The sequence below is a fragment of the Sphingomonas sp. GW821-FHT03E12 genome (assembly GCF_059420685.1).
In genome coordinates this window covers 473,775-489,858 of the sequence record NZ_JBWKUF010000003.1, presented here as the reverse complement: position 1 = coordinate 489,858, position 16,084 = coordinate 473,775, and the positions used below count along the sequence as shown (strand labels likewise).

At 66.2% G+C, this 16,084-nt stretch carries 18 protein-coding genes; 4 read left to right on the top strand and 14 right to left on the bottom strand.

The genetic code is table 11. The annotated features are described in order from the left end of the window. Positions 1-21: 21 nt before the first annotated feature. From AC07TU_RS12025 to AC07TU_RS12010, 4 genes are all read right to left on the bottom strand, one after another. Entirely contained in the window at positions 22-150 is a 129-nt protein-coding gene (locus tag AC07TU_RS12025; RefSeq protein WP_495188135.1) for a hypothetical protein, read from the bottom strand. A 44-nt stretch (positions 151-194) separates the two neighbouring features. Further along, the gene (locus tag AC07TU_RS12020; RefSeq protein ID WP_495188134.1) at positions 195-410 is read right to left on the bottom strand and encodes a SpoIIAA family protein; all 216 of its coding nucleotides are present in this window, start codon (positions 408-410) and stop codon (positions 195-197) included. Between the two features lie 193 nt (positions 411-603). Further along, positions 604-1,956: a hypothetical protein gene (locus AC07TU_RS12015; protein ID WP_495188133.1), complete on the bottom strand. Its 1,353-nt coding sequence runs from the start codon at positions 1,954-1,956 to the stop codon at positions 604-606. A gap of 27 nt (positions 1,957-1,983) precedes the next feature. After that, positions 1,984-4,335, bottom strand: a complete 2,352-nt coding sequence (locus tag AC07TU_RS12010) for an ATP-dependent helicase (protein WP_495188132.1) — start codon at positions 4,333-4,335, stop codon at positions 1,984-1,986. Positions 4,336-4,458: 123 nt separating this feature from the next. On the opposite strand from AC07TU_RS12010, the gene AC07TU_RS12005 reads away from it, so the two are divergent. Together AC07TU_RS12005 and AC07TU_RS12000 are read left to right on the top strand one after the other, a co-directional pair. Continuing rightward, positions 4,459-4,671, top strand: a complete 213-nt coding sequence (locus tag AC07TU_RS12005) for a hypothetical protein (protein ID WP_495188131.1) — start codon at positions 4,459-4,461, stop codon at positions 4,669-4,671. 36 nt (positions 4,672-4,707) lie between these two features. Further along, a complete protein-coding gene (locus tag AC07TU_RS12000; RefSeq protein ID WP_495188130.1) occupies positions 4,708-5,973 on the top strand; it encodes an MFS transporter in 1,266 nt (421 codons plus the stop codon). Here the strand turns inward: AC07TU_RS12000 and AC07TU_RS11995 are convergent. From AC07TU_RS11995 to AC07TU_RS11985, 3 genes are all read right to left on the bottom strand, one after another. After that, a complete protein-coding gene (locus AC07TU_RS11995) occupies positions 5,970-6,278 on the bottom strand; it encodes a hypothetical protein (RefSeq protein WP_495188129.1) in 309 nt (102 codons plus the stop codon). The genes AC07TU_RS12000 and AC07TU_RS11995 overlap by 4 nt on opposite strands. 68 nt (positions 6,279-6,346) lie before the next feature. Then, positions 6,347-6,883 carry a 16S rRNA (guanine(966)-N(2))-methyltransferase RsmD gene (gene rsmD, locus AC07TU_RS11990; RefSeq protein ID WP_495188128.1) on the bottom strand — a complete coding sequence of 179 codons (537 nt, stop codon included), beginning with the start codon at positions 6,881-6,883 and terminating at the stop codon, positions 6,347-6,349. Then, positions 6,880-8,220 (bottom strand): pseudouridine synthase, encoded by a 1,341-nt coding sequence (locus AC07TU_RS11985; protein ID WP_495188127.1) that lies wholly within the window; start codon positions 8,218-8,220, stop codon positions 6,880-6,882. The genes rsmD and AC07TU_RS11985 overlap by 4 nt, the downstream gene beginning before the upstream one ends. Before the next feature lie 122 nt (positions 8,221-8,342). Here AC07TU_RS11985 and AC07TU_RS11980 point away from each other — a divergent pair, with 122 nt between their 5' ends. After that, entirely contained in the window at positions 8,343-8,774 is a 432-nt protein-coding gene (locus AC07TU_RS11980) for a response regulator (RefSeq protein WP_495188126.1), read from the top strand. Positions 8,775-9,300: 526 nt separating this feature from the next. Continuing rightward, on the top strand, positions 9,301-10,605 hold the full coding sequence (locus AC07TU_RS11975; RefSeq protein ID WP_495188389.1) for an AmpG family muropeptide MFS transporter: 1,305 nt from the start codon (positions 9,301-9,303) through the stop codon (positions 10,603-10,605). Here AC07TU_RS11975 and AC07TU_RS11970 read toward each other — a convergent pair. The 7 genes from AC07TU_RS11970 to trpB all read right to left on the bottom strand — a co-directional run bounded on the left by AC07TU_RS11970 (position 10,602) and on the right by trpB (position 16,081). Next, positions 10,602-11,030, bottom strand: coding sequence for a DUF6628 family protein (locus tag AC07TU_RS11970; protein ID WP_495188125.1), 429 nt, complete (start codon positions 11,028-11,030; stop codon positions 10,602-10,604). The two genes, AC07TU_RS11975 and AC07TU_RS11970, sit on opposite strands and share 4 nt — an antisense overlap. Before the next feature lie 71 nt (positions 11,031-11,101). Next, the gene (locus tag AC07TU_RS11965) at positions 11,102-12,433 is read right to left on the bottom strand and encodes a bifunctional folylpolyglutamate synthase/dihydrofolate synthase (RefSeq protein ID WP_495188124.1); all 1,332 of its coding nucleotides are present in this window, start codon (positions 12,431-12,433) and stop codon (positions 11,102-11,104) included. A 2-nt stretch (positions 12,434-12,435) separates the two neighbouring features. Beyond that, a complete protein-coding gene (locus tag AC07TU_RS11960; RefSeq protein WP_495188123.1) occupies positions 12,436-12,819 on the bottom strand; it encodes an endonuclease domain-containing protein in 384 nt (127 codons plus the stop codon). A 46-nt stretch (positions 12,820-12,865) separates the two neighbouring features. Next, entirely contained in the window at positions 12,866-13,726 is an 861-nt protein-coding gene (gene accD / locus AC07TU_RS11955) for an acetyl-CoA carboxylase, carboxyltransferase subunit beta (protein WP_495188122.1), read from the bottom strand. After that, a complete protein-coding gene (gene trpA / locus AC07TU_RS11950; RefSeq protein WP_495188121.1) occupies positions 13,723-14,523 on the bottom strand; it encodes a tryptophan synthase subunit alpha in 801 nt (266 codons plus the stop codon). The genes accD and trpA overlap by 4 nt, the downstream gene beginning before the upstream one ends. Then, positions 14,520-14,852: a hypothetical protein gene (locus AC07TU_RS11945; RefSeq protein WP_495188120.1), complete on the bottom strand. Its 333-nt coding sequence runs from the start codon at positions 14,850-14,852 to the stop codon at positions 14,520-14,522. The genes trpA and AC07TU_RS11945 overlap by 4 nt, the downstream gene beginning before the upstream one ends. Further along, complete coding sequence (gene trpB / locus AC07TU_RS11940) at positions 14,849-16,081, bottom strand: tryptophan synthase subunit beta (protein ID WP_495188119.1); 1,233 nt, start codon at positions 16,079-16,081, stop codon at positions 14,849-14,851. Before trpB ends, AC07TU_RS11945 begins: the two co-directional genes overlap by 4 nt. Positions 16,082-16,084: the final 3 nt, after the last annotated feature.

Genomic DNA, 16,084 nt, shown 5'->3' with positions numbered 1-16,084 from the left:
TTTGTTCCCGATGTGTTCCGGTCAGGCCGGGCGCGGCTGATCGGTCTCACGCAGCAGCCAGGCGCGGGCATGGGCCTCGTCCTTGCGCTCGTACACTTCGTAGTGGAGGCCGGGGATCAGCGCGCTTTCGATCCGGCTGGCGGTGCGCACCCACTCCGCATCCGCGACGATGGCGACGCGATCGATCGCGCGGATCAGGCGGATGATGAGGGGGAGGTGTTCAACTCCTCGGCGATCGCGGACAGCGCGACCGAGGGCGAGCCTCGGACATCGGCGAGGATATCGAGCTGCGGCGTGCTGTCGAGGAGGGCCTCGATCCGGGCGAGCGCGGGCGCGACGTCGGCGACGGTGAAATGGCCTTCCGCGACGATGGCGATGGCGCGGGGGGAGAGGGGGGTGAAGGTTAGCATGTTGGAACTGCCAGCAGCGACAGGCCGGACTACCTCTTTTTCACATCTTCAAACGATTTCACAATTGTGTTTGTGACTCGCTCGACGCTCGCCTTCGCTCGATCCGATGGTGAAGTAGTCGCCAAGCGGTGAGACTGAGCGAATGGCACGGGTTCGCGCTTCTCTGACGCGTGAAGGCTTGTCCAATGGCCGCTCATTCTGAACCTTCCTGATCGGCGCCCTTAGCCGGGCTTGTGGACCCATAACGTCGAAAGAAGTAGCGAGGGTTAAGCTCCGGCTCGAAAAAGTGCTTTCGCTTCACCCAAACAAATCCTTCAGCGCGCGTTATCATTGCCACGTCAATTGGCCCACCCACCGACTCGGCATCGGCTGAAAATTTTCGTTTGAGGGACGTGATCTGAACGAGGCTTTCCGAAAGTGCGGCCAATTCCTGCTTCGGCATCGACCGGATGATGTCTGAAAATTTGGCCTCCGAACTGCTTAGATGATCGGGGACGAGCTTCCTGCGAAACTCCTCCATTATGCCTTCAAGTGAATTTTCGACGGCCTCCTTCAGAGCTGTCGCCACTGGCTCATCCATAGTCGCGGCGACGCCTTCAATTTGCAGGCGCAATGAACTCAAGGCGCCGTCGAAATATCGATCGCACAAGTCAAGGAACTGCTGATCCATTCCGTACATAAATCGATCTACCATCTCCTGCTGCGCAAACGGGATGACGGTCGCGACTGGAACAAGCTTCCGATCAACGTCGAATTTTCGGTCGAATCGATATTTCAGCTTTCCAGCGATCACACCGTAGATCGCATAGGAAACAAGTGAGGGGAAAATCTCGCTTTTTCCAAATCCGGCGAATACGAGGCCAGTGAGTTGTTCGTGCTGATAGTCCTTCAGAAGACAGAGCGCCGAAATGGACTTGATACGATCCAAGGCGGATTGGGAAAGCTGTATGTCCCCGAAAACAATGGAGATCAGCTGGTCAATGGTCTCCCCATGAGCCGCTTGAACCGCAGCCTCATCTAGGCCATTCGCCCATTCAGGTGTGCTTCGCTCCTGTAAAATAAGTAACTCTTGGGTAAGGGCGAGAAAAACCTCGGACTCCATCTTGGCTAGAATTTTCTCGCCAGTCGTGTCTTCTTCTGGAAGCTCAGAGAGTTCGTCGATAACCCTTGACCCGGCTCTGTTATAAAGTTCCCTTAGAGAGTCCATTTTGTGAACAAGGGAACCAAAGATGGCTTCTTCAATTGTAAGGGTTGGCGCTTCGATAGATTCTAGATATGAAAGAAAAGATTCTGCGAAACTAAATACCGTATCAAAATGAGAGTGGCATTTTTGGTCCCGGAAAATCTTGATACTTGCTTCAATAGGAATTCCTTGAAATTCCGGATTGTTATAAACCATTATGCCAATCGGGTCGTGATTGGTTGCCTCGAAGATTTTGTCAGCTGAGTTGTAGACTTTTTGCGTGCCGCCCACTGATAGAGTGACTGCGCTATCGGCGGCTAAAGTCACTGCCAGCTTATTCAGAATGGCGATTTCAGCAGTCACAGGCACCCCCCGTCAGATATTTTAATGTTACCCCACCGACACAAAACTATCCATTACCCGCTTCCGCCCGGCCTGTTCGAACTCGATCTCCAGCTTGTTGCCTTCGATCTCGACGATTTCGCCGTAGCCGAACTTCTGGTGGAAGACGCGCATGCCCAATGACAGGTCGTCGCGGCCCTTGTTGCCCAGGCTCACCGCGCTGGCGCGGCTTTCGACGACGCGCTTGGGGGCGGTGGTGAAGGTCGAGCTGGGGGCGGCGGCGCGTTGCCAGCCGGGGCCTCGGCCGGTGCCGCGGCCGACATGGGCGAAGGGGTCGCTATGCTCGCTCCAGTTGGCGCGCCACAGGCTGGCGCCGCCGGACATGGTCGATTCCTCATCGACATGGTCCTTGGGCAGCTCGCCGACGAAACGGCTGGGGATGGAGCTGGTCCACTGGCCGTAGATGCGGCGGTTGGCGGCGTGGAGGATGGTCGCGAGGCGGCGGGCACGGGTGATCGCGACATAGGCGAGGCGGCGTTCCTCCTCCAATGAGGCGAGGCCGCCTTCGTCGAGCGCGCGCTGCGACGGGAAGATGCCTTCCTCCCACCCCGCGAGGAACACAGTGTCGAACTCAAGCCCCTTGGCGGCGTGGATGGTCATGATCGTGACCTTGGGCTCGTCCGCCGCGGCGTCATTGTCCATGACGAGGCTGACATGCTCGAGGAAGGCGCCGAGGGTTTCGTATTCCTCCATCGCGCGGACGAGTTCGGAGAGGTTCTCGAGCCGGCCGGCGGCCTCGGCGGTGCGGTCCGCCTGCCACATCGCGGTGTAGCCGCTTTCGTCGAGGATGATCTGGGCGAGCTCGGTATGGGGGATTCCTCCCGGCTGCGCCGGGGCCCCTCCACCGTCCTGCGGACGATCCCCCTCCCAGAGCGAGCTCGGGGAGGAATAGGCCATGTCGCGCCAGCGGGCGACGTCGCCGACGAAGTTGCCGAGCGCGCGGCGGGCCTGGGGCGTCAGCTCGTCGGTGTCGAGGATGCGCGCGGCGGCGAGGAGCAGGGGGATGCCCTCGGCCCGGGCGAGCTGGTGGATCTTGGCGATCGCCTTGTCGCCGAGGCCGCGCTTGGGGACGTTGACGATGCGTTCGAAGGCGAGGTCGTCGGCGCCCTGATGGACGATGCGGAGATAGGCGAGCGCGTCGCGGATCTCGGCACGCTCGTAGAAGCGGAAGCCGCCGACGATGCGATAGGGCAGGCCGGTGGCGATGAAGCGGTCTTCGAACTCGCGCGTCTGGTGCTGGGCGCGGACGAGGATGGCGAATTCGTCGAGCGATTTGCCGTCGCGGCGCTGGGCGCCCTCGATCTCCTCGCCGACGCGGCGGGCCTCTTCCGGCCCGTCCCATACGCCGACGACCTTGACCTTCTCGCCCGCGTCCTTCTCGGTCCACAGCTCCTTGCCGAGGCGGCCGCCGTTGTTGGCGATGACGCCGGAAGCGGCGGCGAGGATGTGCGGGGTGGAGCGGTAATTCTGTTCGAGGCGGATCACCTTGGCGCCGGGGAAATCCTTCTCGAACTTGAGGATATTCTCGACCTGCGCGCCGCGCCACGAATAGATCGACTGATCGTCGTCGCCGACGCAGCAGATGTTCTTGCGCTCCTGCGCGAGCAGGCGGAGCCAGAGATACTGGACGCTGTTGGTGTCCTGATACTCGTCTACCATGATGTAGCGGAAGCGCTGCTGGTACTGTTGCAGCACGTCGCGGTGGGTCTTGAGGATCGTCAGCATGTGCAGCAGCAGGTCGCCGAAGTCGCAGGCGTTGAGCGTGCGCAGCCGGTCCTGATATTGCGCGTAGAGCGACTGGCCGCGGCCATTGGCGAACAGCTCGGACTCGCCGGCGTCGAGGTCCTTCGGCGTCAGGCCCTTGTTCTTCCACCCGTCGATCAGCCCGGCGAGCTGGCGCGCGGGCCAGCGCTTCTCGTCGAGGTCGTTGGCGGTGATGAGCTGCTTGATCAGGCGCAGCTGATCGTCGGTGTCGAGGATGGTGAAGTTGTTCTGCAGCCCGACCAGCTCGGCATGGCGGCGCAGCATCTTGGCGCCGATCGCGTGGAAGGTGCCGAGCCACGGCATCCCCTCGACCGCGTCGCCGACCAGCCCCCGGACACGCTCACGCATCTCGCGCGCGGCCTTGTTGGTGAAGGTGACGCTGAGGATCTCCGACGGATAGGCGCGGCGGGTCCAGAGGAGATGGGCGAGGCGCGCGGTGAGCGCGGCGGTCTTGCCGGTGCCTGCGCCGGCAAGGACGAGGACGGGTCCGTCGAGCGTGAGCACGGCTTCGCGCTGCGGCGGGTTGAGGCCGCGCAGATAGGGGGGATCGTCGGGAGAGGCTTGCGGTACGGACATCGGTGAACAGTTAGGGAACGCGGCGAGTCGGGGCAAGCGCGGATGGCGCGCTGAAGCGGTGCCGGGTGCCGTGCGCCCGAGACACCGCTTGCGCGGGCGCGCGGGCGGGTGCAGGGGAGCAGCATGTGGGACAAGATCAAGCGCCGGTTCAATGCACGCCGGCTGTTGCTGCTCGTCGCCCTGGCGGGCGTGGCGCTCTATGTGGGCTGGCGCACCGGCGGGTTCGACCAGACCCCCGAGCAGAAGCCGTGCGAGGCCGGCCGCAAGGAAATCAAGGACGACAAGGGCCAGGTGGTGCAGGTGACTCGCACGACCTGCTTCGAAGACAAGAAGTGACGGCGCGCGAACGCCGCACGATCTGGGGAGTGATGGATGGACGCTGACCGGGCACGGCAACGCCGCGCGCTATGGGCGAGCTTTGTAGGGACGGGAATCGAGTTCTACGATTTCTACATCTACGCGACCGCCGCGGCGCTGGTGTTCGGGAAGTTGTTCTTCATCGGGAGCGAGGCGGAAACGCAGCTCTGGGCGTATCTGACGCTCTCGATCGCATTCTTTGCGCGGCCGGTGGGGGCAGCGGTGTTCGGCCATTATGGCGACCGGATCGGACGCAAGGCGACCCTCGTCGCGTCGCTGCTGACGATGGGGCTTTCGACCACGCTGGTGGCGTTCCTGCCGACCTATGAGATGGCGGGGTGGATCGCGCCGTTCGCTTTGTGCGTGCTGCGGTTCGGGCAGGGCTTTGGCCTTGGCGGCGAATGGGGCGGCGCGGCGCTGCTGGCGGTGGAGAATGCGCCGCCGGGCTGGCGCGCCCGCTTCGGCAGCGCGCCACAGATGGGGGCGCCTGCGGGGTTCATCGCCGCCAACGGCCTGTTCCTGCTGCTCGGCATGATGATGACCCCGGCGCAGTTCGCCGAATGGGGCTGGCGCATCCCGTTCGTGCTGTCCGCGGCGCTGGTCGCGGTGGGGCTATGGGTGCGGCTCAAGCTGGGCGAAACGCCCGAGTTCAAGGCGAGCCTGGCCGAAGCGCCGCCGCCCAAGGTGCCGCTGGGCGAGGTCGTAACCAAGCATGGCGGTGCGCTGCTGGGCGGGACGATCGGCGCGGTGGCGTGCTTCGCGACCTATTATATCGCGACCGCGTTCCTGCTGGGCTGGGGGACCAAGTCGCTCGGCTATCCGATGCAGGACTTCCTGGGGTGCCAGCTGGTCGCGATCCTGTTCATGGCGGCGGGCATCTACCTGGCCGCGTGGATGGCCGACGCCAAATACGATCCGCGGCGCGTGCTGGCGGGCGGGTGCGTGCTGGTCGCCGCGAGCGGGTTCGTGATCGCGCCGCTGATGGCGGGCGGCCTCATCGGGGTGTTCGCGTTCCTGTCGCTGCTGCTGTTCGCGATGGGCTTCGTCTACGGGCCGCTCGGCGCGTGGCTGACAGACCTGTTCCCGCCGCGTGTGCGCTACACCGGCGCGTCGATGACCTTCAACATCGCGGGGGTGATCGGCGGCGGGCTGACGCCGTTCTTCGCGCAGAAGCTGGCGCTCAAGGGCGGGCTGATGCCGGTGGGCTGGTATCTGAGCGCGGCGGCGGTGCTGAGCCTGGTGGCGCTGATCGCGCTGAGAGACCGGCGCGAAACGACCTAGCGTCCGGCGAGGACGAGGCTGTCGAGCCAGCGGTCCGCGCTGGCGGGGCCGTCGCGGAGCATGCGGCGGCGATATTCGGCCTTGTTGCGCGACCACGCCGCCTGACGCTGGGCCTGTGTGACGCGCCCGGCCGGGTGGGTGACCTTGTGCTTCTGCTGCGCGCGTTGGCGCTGCCGCTGCTGATGCTTGCGGAGATTGTCCCAGCGTTGCGCATCGAGCGTGGGGTTGAGCCATTGCGCCTGCACCGATGCAGGGCCGGTGAAGAGCAGGGCAGCTGCGCAGATCGCGACGGGCGTGTATCGCATGTCCGGCTCCGCTGGGTAGCACTTCGTGGCAGAACCACGAAGCAGCGGGCCGGGTTCCCTGACGCGGATCAGGTTGCGCGCAGGATCGTCAGCTTGGCCTTGCCGTGCACGCGTTCGGCGTCGATCTCGAAACCGGCGACTTCGATCGCCTCATTCTTCGCGGTCTCGATGCTGATCCAGGTCGCAGGGCCGGTCCAGCCGAGGCGGGCGAGCTTGTCGAGCGCGACCGAGCCTGCGCCGGTGCCATAGGGCGGGTCCATCAGAATCACGTCCATGGGCTTGGGCGCGGGACCGAGCGCGAGGACCGAGGTGGCGCGGATGTCCGCGCGGACGCCCAGCTTCTCCGCATTCATACGTAGCGCATCGAGCGCGGCCCGATCCTGCTCGACGAACAGGCACGAGGCGGCGCCGCGCGACAATGCCTCGAATCCGAGCGCACCCGACCCGGCGAAGAGATCGGCGACGGCCAGATCCTCGAAGCTGCCGACGCGGCTGGCGAGCATCGAGAACAGCGCCTCACGCGTGCGATCGGCGGTGGGGCGGGTGGCGTCTCCCTTGGGCGCCGCGAGCGGACGGCCGCGCCATTGGCCGGCGATGATCCTCATTTACGCGGCCCCCGCTTGGCGGGCGCCCCCTTGCCCGCCGGCGGGCGGGGGCGGCGATCGTTCGAGCGATAGTGGCGCTTGGGGCGATCGAGCAGCGGACCGGCATCGTCGTCGATCCGCGCGGGCCTGGCCTTGGCTGGCTTGCCTGCCGCAGCCGTGCGCGGATCGGCTTCGCGTCTCGAAGCCTTGTCGGACGCTACGCGCTGGCGCCGGCGCTGCCCGACGCCGAATTTTTCCGGTCCGGCGGGTTTCCGGGCTGCCGGCCTTGCGCGCTCCTCCGAAGGCCGGTCGTCCCGGGCTGCCGGTGCCCGCCGGCCTGCCGTCTTGGGGCGGTCGTCGGAATCCGGACGCACGTGCCGGGCAGCGCCGCGATTGCCAGGCTTTGCGGCGCCAGCGGCCGGACGAGCCTCCGAACGGGGCGCCCCGCGCGATCCAGCCCCGGGTTTCCCCGTCGAGCGATCCGGTGACACCGCCTTGCGGCGTTCGGCGCGATTGGCTGGTGGCGAGGTTTCGGCCGGATCCGTTTCACTGGGCTCAGCGTCGATCTGCACCGCCTTGGGCTTGTTCGACAGTTGCAGATTCGACGCGGCCTTGCCGCCGCCCGGACCCGCGAGTGCCTTACGGAACAGGATCAGGTCGTGCTGGCGAACCTCATCGACCGCGCCCGGGGGCATGTCATCGAGGTGGAAGGGGCCGTAGCGGGTGCGGATAAGACGGCTGACCTTGAGTCCGAGATGCTCGAGTACGCGGCGGACTTCGCGGTTCTTCCCTTCGGTCAGGGTCAGTTCGATCCAGACATTCGCGCCGGTACGGCGTTCGAGATTGGCGTTGATCGAGCCATAGCGAACCCCGTCGATCTCGACGCCGAGCATCAGATCCTCAAGCTGGTCCTGGCTGACTTCGCCATAGGCACGGGCGCGATAGCTGCGCTCGACCCCGGTGGCGGGCAGCTCGAGCGCGCGCTTGAGTTCGCCATCGGTGGTCATCAGCAACAGCCCCTCGGTATTGAGGTCGAGGCGGCCGACCGGCATCAGCCGGGGCAGCCCTTTGGGCAGCTTGCTGTAGATGGTCGGGCGGCCCGCAGGATCGCGCTCGGTGGTGAGCAGCCCGCTGGGCTTGTGGAAGCGGAACAGGCGTGCGGGCGTGGCGGCGGCAACCGCTTCGCCGTCGACGGTGACGCCGTGCAGCGAGGTGAGGATTGTGGCGGGGGTGGTCAGGATTTCGCCGTCGATGGCGACGCGGCCGTCGGCGATCATGCGCTCGATCTCGCGGCGCGACGCGATTCCGGCACGGGCGAGCAGCTTGGCGATGCGTTCGCCGCGGCGAGGCGATTCCATGGGTGATGGCGGGGACATTCGCCGCGCGATACAGCGGGTTGGCGTCCGGCGCAAAATTCTTGTGTGGCGGGAGCCGCTTTCGGCCCTAGTGCGTTCTGGCCGCGTAATCATGTGGGTGGGTCATGTTGTTCGGAAAGAAGAACCGGCGGATCGCGCGGCTGTTGATCGTCGAGGACGAGCCGCTGGTCGCGTTCGACACCGAACATTTCCTGACCGAAGAAGGGTTTGTGGTCGTCGCGACCACCGATTCGGTGGCGGAGGCGATCGGGCATATCGGCGGGCGCAAGGCGATCGACCTGGTGCTGGTCGATCTGGGGCTGCGTGACGGCGACGGCGCCGATGTGGCGCATGCCGCGAAAGCGAAGGGCGTGCCGGCGCTGATCGTGACCGGGCGGCGGCTGGACCAGGTCGAGGCGATCGGCCTTGGCTGCCTGTCCAAGCCCTATCCCCAGCGCGACCTGCTGCGCGCGATCGCGATCGTCGAGGCGCTGCTCGACGGCAAGACCCCGCGCCGCGTGCCGGCCAGCCTGAAGCTGTTCCAGTCCGTCGCCTGAAGGGCTTTGCATCGGCGTTTTTGCCGCTAGGGTCGCCCGATTGCCGGACAAAGGGGCGGGGATGCAGCGTACGGAAGAGAAGAGCGGTTTCGGGTATGTGATCGCTCAGCTGGGGCTGGTGGGGGCGCTGGCGTCGCTGCTGCTGCCATGGATGTCCGCGACCCTGCCGGGCGCTTCGCCGGTGATCGGCCGCGGGATCGACATCGCCTCGGGCGTTACCGGAGCCGGCATCAGCCTGGCGCCGTCGATGACCTTCAATATCGCGCTGCTGGTGGTGCTGATCACGCTGGGCGCGAGCCTGATCTGGCGGCGGCGCGGCGGCGCGTCGATGCTGGTCGCCGGAAGCGTGGTGGCGCTGGCGCTGATCCTGATCGCCGCGCTCTACACCATCTACGCCCCGCCCAAGGCATTGCGCGAGGCGGGGGCGGTGTTCGCGCCGTCCTTCGGCCTGTTCGCGGGCGCGGGCGCGCTGATCCTGGCCTTTTTCGCGGCGCGCGCTGCGGCACCGGCGAACTGGCGTGACGAACTGCCCGAAGCGGTGCGCCCCTATTTCGAGACCGCACCGCTGGCTGCGCTGGCGCTCGGCATCTCCTCGGGCTTCCCCTATGCGATGATCGGCGCGACGCTGACCTCGCGCCTTGCGCAGCAGGGGATCGACAAGTCGACGATCACCGCCTTCACGCTGGCGATCCTGGTCTACAACCTCAAATGGCTTTGGGCCTGGATCGTCGATGGCGTTCGCATCCCGGTGCTGGGCAGGCTGGGGCAGCGTGTATCGTGGCTGATCGTCTCGGCGATCCTCGTGGCCGCAGCGGTCGTGAACCTTGCGCTCACGCCGCCGGACCCGAACAACATCGCACCGATCATCACCGCCGCGATCCTCGTCGGCGTGGCGGGCGCGACCTATGACATCGTCATCGACGGATTCCGTATCGAGATCCTCGAACCGCGCCAGCTGGGCGTCGGATCGGGCATGTCGCAATATGGCTGGCGCATCGGATCGGCGAGCGCGGGTGCGCTGGCACTGGTGATCGCGGCGCGGATGGGCTGGGAAGCGGCCTATATGGCGTGCGCGCTGTTCGTGCTGCCCGCGGTGATCGCCGGCATCGTCGTCGGCGAGCCCGCACGGCATCGCGAGGCAGCGCAGCGCAAGGGCATCGGCCAGGTCGCCAGGTCGATCTGGGGGCCGTTCCAGCAATTCTTCACCCGCGAGGGTGCGCTGGTCGTGCTGCTGTTCATCCTCGTCCACAAGCTGGGCGACACGCTGAGCCAGCTCACCGTGCGGCTGCTGTTCGACGATCTCGGCTTCACCAACGACGAGATCGCCTTCTACGACGTCGGCCTCGGCTTCTTCGCGCTGATGATCGGCATTTTCGTCGGCGGCATCCTCTACGCCCGTATCGGGATGAAGCGGTCGGTGCTGCTGAGCCTGGTGCTGATGGCGGTCTCGAACCTGAGCTTCGCGGGGCTCGCGGCGGCCGGTCATTCGAACCTGATGATGGCTGCGGCCATGTGCTTCGAGAATTTCGCGAGCGGGATCGGCGGCGTCGTGCTGGTCGCCTATTTCTCGGCGCTCACCGACCTGCGCTACACGGCGGCGCAATATGCGCTGATCTCGGCGGCGGCGAGCATCGTCGGGCGGTTCATCACCGGGACCAGCGCGGGGTCGCTGATCGAGGCGATGGGCTATGTGAACTTCTACCTGCTCACCGGCGTGGTCGCGGTGCCGGGCATCGTCATCTTCTGGTGGATGATGCGCACGGGGCTGGTCGATCGTTCGATCGGCAATGCCGGGACCGAGGGCGATGCGCCGGCGGAAACCGCGCGCTAGGCCTCCAGCGGCAAGCCCAGATCGGCGAAGGCGCTGGCGAGCGCGTGGGCGGTGGTGAGAACGCCGTCGGCCTGACGCACGCCGAGCAGGTCGGCGAGCAGGATATGGGCGCGGGCCGGATCATGGGGCGCGCGCGCGATGCTTTCGAGCGTGGCGCTTTCCGCCGCGGTCATGCGCGCGCAGCACCAGGGTGCGATCTGGATCGGTCCGGCAGAGGCGGTCGACATCTCCGCCATCAGCGAGCGAAGCAGGATCAGCGGGCGGCGGAAGTCGCGGCCGAAGGCGGTAACGAAGGCGTGCGCCGCGGCAGCGTCATGAAGACCGCCTGCGCCCATCTGGCGAATGCCGAACAGCAATAGCCGCGCACCGGGATCCTCGGGCTGAAGGCGGGGCAGGGCGTGACCCAGCGTGGCGAGTGCGGACATGCGGCGGACTCCGGATTCGATTCGTCCGGCTATCCTGACAGGCTGTTATTGATAGTCAATCGCAATAAGAATTAGTCGGGGAGCTCGTCGTTCGCGCGGAGCACTTCACCGGCGAGATAGAGCGAGCCGAGGATGAGGATGAGCGGTGCGGGGCCGTCGGGCGCAAGGCTGGCGGCGATGGCGCGAAGGGCTTCGTCCGGAGTCTCGGCAGTACCGGTCGCCGGGATGCCGAGCGTTTGGGCTTCGGCGGCGAGATCGGCAGGCGCGTGATGCGCATGGCCGGGCACCGGGATCGCGGTCAGTGACTCCGCAAGCGGAGCGAAGGGGTTGAGCAGGCCTGCTGCGTCCTTGTTGGCGAGCATGCCGAGGACGAGGTGAACTGTACGTCCCTGCGCGACCTGCGCGAGCGCCGCGCTGACCGATTGCGCAGCGGCTTCGTTGTGCCCGCCATCGAGCCAGATCTGGCCGCCGGGCGGGAGCAGGCCGAGCAGCGGGCCGGGGGACAGGCGTTGCATGCGGGCTGGCCAGCGGGCGGCGGTGGCGGCAGCCGCGAAGGCTTCGGGCGGGATGCTGAGCCGCTGCTGGTGGCGAAGCGTGGCGATGGCGAGCGCGAGATTGCCCGGCTGATGCGGGCCGGCCAGTACAGGCAGTGGGGTTTCGACGGTGCCGTTCGCGTCGCGGTAGCGGAGGCGGCCGTTCGCGACTTCATAGTCCCAGGCCGTGCCGCGTGCGAAGACCGGGGCATCGGCGGCGGTCGCGACTTGCGCGATCCGTTCGGTAACCGATGGGCCATAGTCCATCGTGACAAGCGGGATGCCGGGCTTGGCGATCCCGGCCTTCTCACCCGCAATGACTTCGGCGGTGTCGCCGAGGAAGGCCTGATGATCGATGCCGAGCTGGGCGATGGCGCAGGCGGCGGGCGCGGGGATGACGTTGGTGGCGTCGAGCCGGCCGCCGAGGCCGACTTCGACGATGCAGGCGTCGGCAGGCGTGCGGCTGAAGGCGAGAAAGGCGGCGGCGGTGGTCACTTCGAAGAAGCTGGCGCCGATATCGCCGCCGGCATCGAGAACCTCCTCGAGCAAGACGGCGAGGGTATCGTCGTCGATCAGTTTGCCGGCGAGGCGAATGCGTTCGTTGAAGCGGACGAGGTGCGGGCTCGAATAGACGTGCGCGGTGAGCCCGGCGGTTTCGATTGCGGCGCGCAGGAACGCGCAGGTCGAACCCTTGCCGTTGGTACCGGCGACGTGAAGCACCGGGGGGAGCTTGAGATGCGGATCGCCGACGCGCGCGAGCAGGCGGGTAATCCGGTCGAGCCCGAGAATGTCGGCGCCGGGGCCGAGTGCCCAGAGGCGGTCGAGCTGGCGCTGGACGGCGGGGTGGGAGGAGTTGGCGTGGTCGGGCATCTCTAAGCCCTCTCCACCAAGGGGAGAGGGTTTGGGAGAGGGGGTGAGGCAAGCATATCGCTCAAGATCGTGAGCACCCCTTCGAGATTGGTCATCACCTCGTTGTTCCTGAAACGGGTCACGCGATAGCCTTGCGTTTGGAGATATGCGGTTCGGTGTTCATCGCGTGACGGGGCAGCATGCGTGGCACCGTTGAGCTCGATGATCAGCTTTCGCGATCGGCAGACGAAGTCGGCGACGTAAGGACCGATCACGACTTGGCGGCTGAGCCTTGTTTGTTCGAAGCGTTTGGCGCGCAAGGCTGTCCAAAGCTCGCGTTCAGGTTGGGGCATGTTGCTTCGTAGCTGGCGGGCGCGGTCGAGCAACTTCGGGTCGGTCTTCGCCACTGCCCCTCTCCCAACCCTCTCCCCAGAGGGGAGAGGGCTTTTGCCCTCACGCCGCCGCCTTCTCTCCACCTACCAGCAAGCCGATGAGCTGGCTGAGCTTCTCGCGCAGGTTCTTGCGGTGGACGACCATGTCGATCAGGCCGTGGTCGAGATAATATTCGCTGGTCTGGAAATCGTCGGGCAGCTTCTCGCGGATCGTATTCTCGATCACGCGGCGGCCGGTGAAGGCGAGGGTCGCCTTGGGCTCGGCGATCTGGACGTCGCCCAGCATCGCATAGGCCGCCATCACGCCGCCCGAAGTCGGGTCGGTCAGCACGACGATATAGGGCAGGCCCGCATCGTGGAGCATCTGGATCGCGACGGTGCTGCGCGGCATCTGCATGAGGCTGAGGATACCCTCCTGCATGCGTGCGCCGCCCGAGGCGGTGAAGACGATGTACGGCGCACGCGCGCCGATCGCGGCCTCGACCCCGGCGATGAAGGCTTCACCCACGGCCTGCCCCATCGATCCGCCCATGAAGGCGAAGTCCTGCACGCCGATCACCGCCTTGTGCCCGTCGATCGTGCCGCTGGCGTTGAGGAAGGCGTCCTGCTCACCGGTGCTGGCGCGCGCGGCCTTGATCCGCGCGGGATAGGGTTTCTGGTCGCGGAACTTGAGCGGATCCTCGGTCACGCGCGGGCCGGGCAGGATGGTGTAGCCGGCGTCGAACAGCTGTTCGAACCGGGCCTTGCCGCCGATCCGCTCATGATGGTCGCAGAGCGGGCAGACCGACATGTTCTCCTGCAGTTCGCGGGTGAAGACCATCTGCCCGCAACCCTTGCACTTGTGCCAGAGATTGTCGGGCGTCTCCGCCTTGTTGGGGATGACGCTCGACAGGGCGTTGCGGACGCGGCTGAGCCAGCTCATGCGGGTTCCTTTCGGGCGGCCTTCAACGCGGCCGACAGGGATTGAATATAGGTGCGGACCGCGGCGGGCGCATCGGCGCCGTTGGCTGCGATCAGGTCGATGATCGCCGAGCCGACCACGACGCCGTCAGCGACGCGGCCGATCGCGGCGGCCTGCTGCGGGGTGCGGACGCCGAAGCCGACCGCGACGGGCAGGTCGGTCGCGGCCTTGAGCCTGGCGACCGCGGCCTCGATGCTGTCCTGCGCGGCTTGCTGGAGGCCGGTGATGCCGGCGACCGAGACATAATAGAGAAAGCCGCTCGCGCCGCTCAGCACCGCAGGCAGGCGCGCCGAATCGGTGGTCGGGGTAGCGAGGCGGATCGTGGCGATGCCGTGCGCGGCGAAGGGCGCGATCTCGTCGGCCTCCTCGGGCGGAATGTCGACGATGATCGTGCCGTCCACGCCCGCGTCCACTGCCTTCTGCGCAAAGGCTTCGGGTGTGGGACGGGTCATGGTGTTGGCATAGCCCATCAGCACCAGCGGAACGTCAGGATGCCGCTGGCGGAAGGCAGCGGCGATGGCCAGCACGTCGGCGGTGCGCGTGCCCCTGGCGAGGCTGCGCAAATTCGCGGCCTGGATCGCCGGGCCGTCGGCCATCGGATCGGTGAAGGGCATGCCGAGCTCGATCACATCGGCACCACCCGCAACCAGCGCGTCGAGGATCGCGGCGGTATCGCCGTCTCCCGCGGTGACGAAGGTGACGAGCGCGGCGCGGTGCTGCGCAGCGGCAGCGGCGAAAGCGGAGGTGAGGCGGGTCATCGGCGCGACTTTCGCCATTCGTTGGCAACCTGAAAAATGAAGGCGACGAGACCACAAATGATCACGACATTGATCTCGGAGTCCATGAACTCGTCCAGCGACCCGTGGATGGCACTCAGACCGATTGGAATACCAAGCGCCAGCAGGATGAAGAACGGAATCGCAAAAGGTCGGAACGCCCAACGCCCGTCTTCGTGAAGTTGGAAGAACTGGAAACCGTCGTCGGGCCGATCATAAGCCTTGAGCGCTTCGCGGCTGCACGGGTGTGGGTCGCCGAGCCACCGGTCCGAAGGGCGCGCCCCCATCAGAGAGTCTTGCGCCGCCTTCATATCTCAGCCCCCATCGCCTGGGCGACGGTGTAGATATCCTTGTCGCCGCGGCCGGAGACGTTGACGAGGATGATCTGGTCCCCGTTCATTTCCCGTGCCTTGTGCTCCAGCGCTGCCAACGCGTGCGAGCTTTCGAGTGCGGGGATGATGCCTTCGAGCTTGCAGCAGAGCTGGAAGGCGTCGAGCGCCTGGGTGTCGGTGATCGGGAGGTACTCGACCCGGCCGCTCTCGTGCAGCCAGCTATGCTCGGGGCCGATGCCCGGATAGTCGAGGCCGGCGGAGATCGAGTGTGCCTCGGTGATCTGGCCGTCCTCGTCCTGCAGCAGATAGGTCTTGTTGCCGTGGAGGATGCCGGGCGCGCCGCCGGTGAGGCTGGCGGCATGCTCCTTGGTGTCGATGCCCTTGCCCGCGGCCTCGACACCGACCATCGCGACGTCGCTGTCGTCGAGGAAGGGGTGGAACAGGCCGATGGCGTTGCTGCCGCCGCCGACCGCCGCGATCAGCAGGTCGGGCAGGCGGCCCTCGGCCTCGAGCATCTGGGCGCGGCTTTCGGTGCCGATCACCGACTGGAAGTCGCGGACCAGCTCAGGGTACGGGTGCGGGCCGGCGGCGGTGCCGATGATGTAGAAGGTGTCGTGGACGGTCGCGACCCAGTCGCGAAGCGCCTCGTTCATCGCGTCCTTCAGCGACTGCGAGCCGCTGGTGACGGGGCGCACTTCGGCGCCGAGCAGCTTCATGCGGAAGACGTTGGGCTGCTGACGCTCGATATCCTTGGCACCCATGAAGATGGTGCAGGGCAGGCCGAAGCGCGCGCAGACGGTGGCGGTGGCGACGCCGTGCTGGCCAGCGCCGGTCTCGGCGATGATCCGCTTCTTGCCCATGCGGATGGCGAGCAGGATCTGGCCGATGCAGTTGTTGATCTTGTGTGCGCCGGTGTGGTTCAGCTCCTCGCGCTTGAAGTAGATTTTCGCGCCCCGGCCCGCGGCAGCGCCTTCACGGTAATGCTGCGTGAGCCGCTCGGCGAAATAGAGCGGCGACGGGCGGCCGACATAATGCTTCATCAGCCCGTCAAACTCGGCCTGGAATGCCGGGTCCGCCTTGGCGGCGCGATATTCGCGCTCAAGGTCGAGGATCAGCGGCATCAGCGTCTCGGCGACATAGCGTCCGCCGAACTGGCCGAAATGTCCCCGCTCGTCAGGCAGGTTGCGAAGGGAGTTGGGCGCGGTCATGGT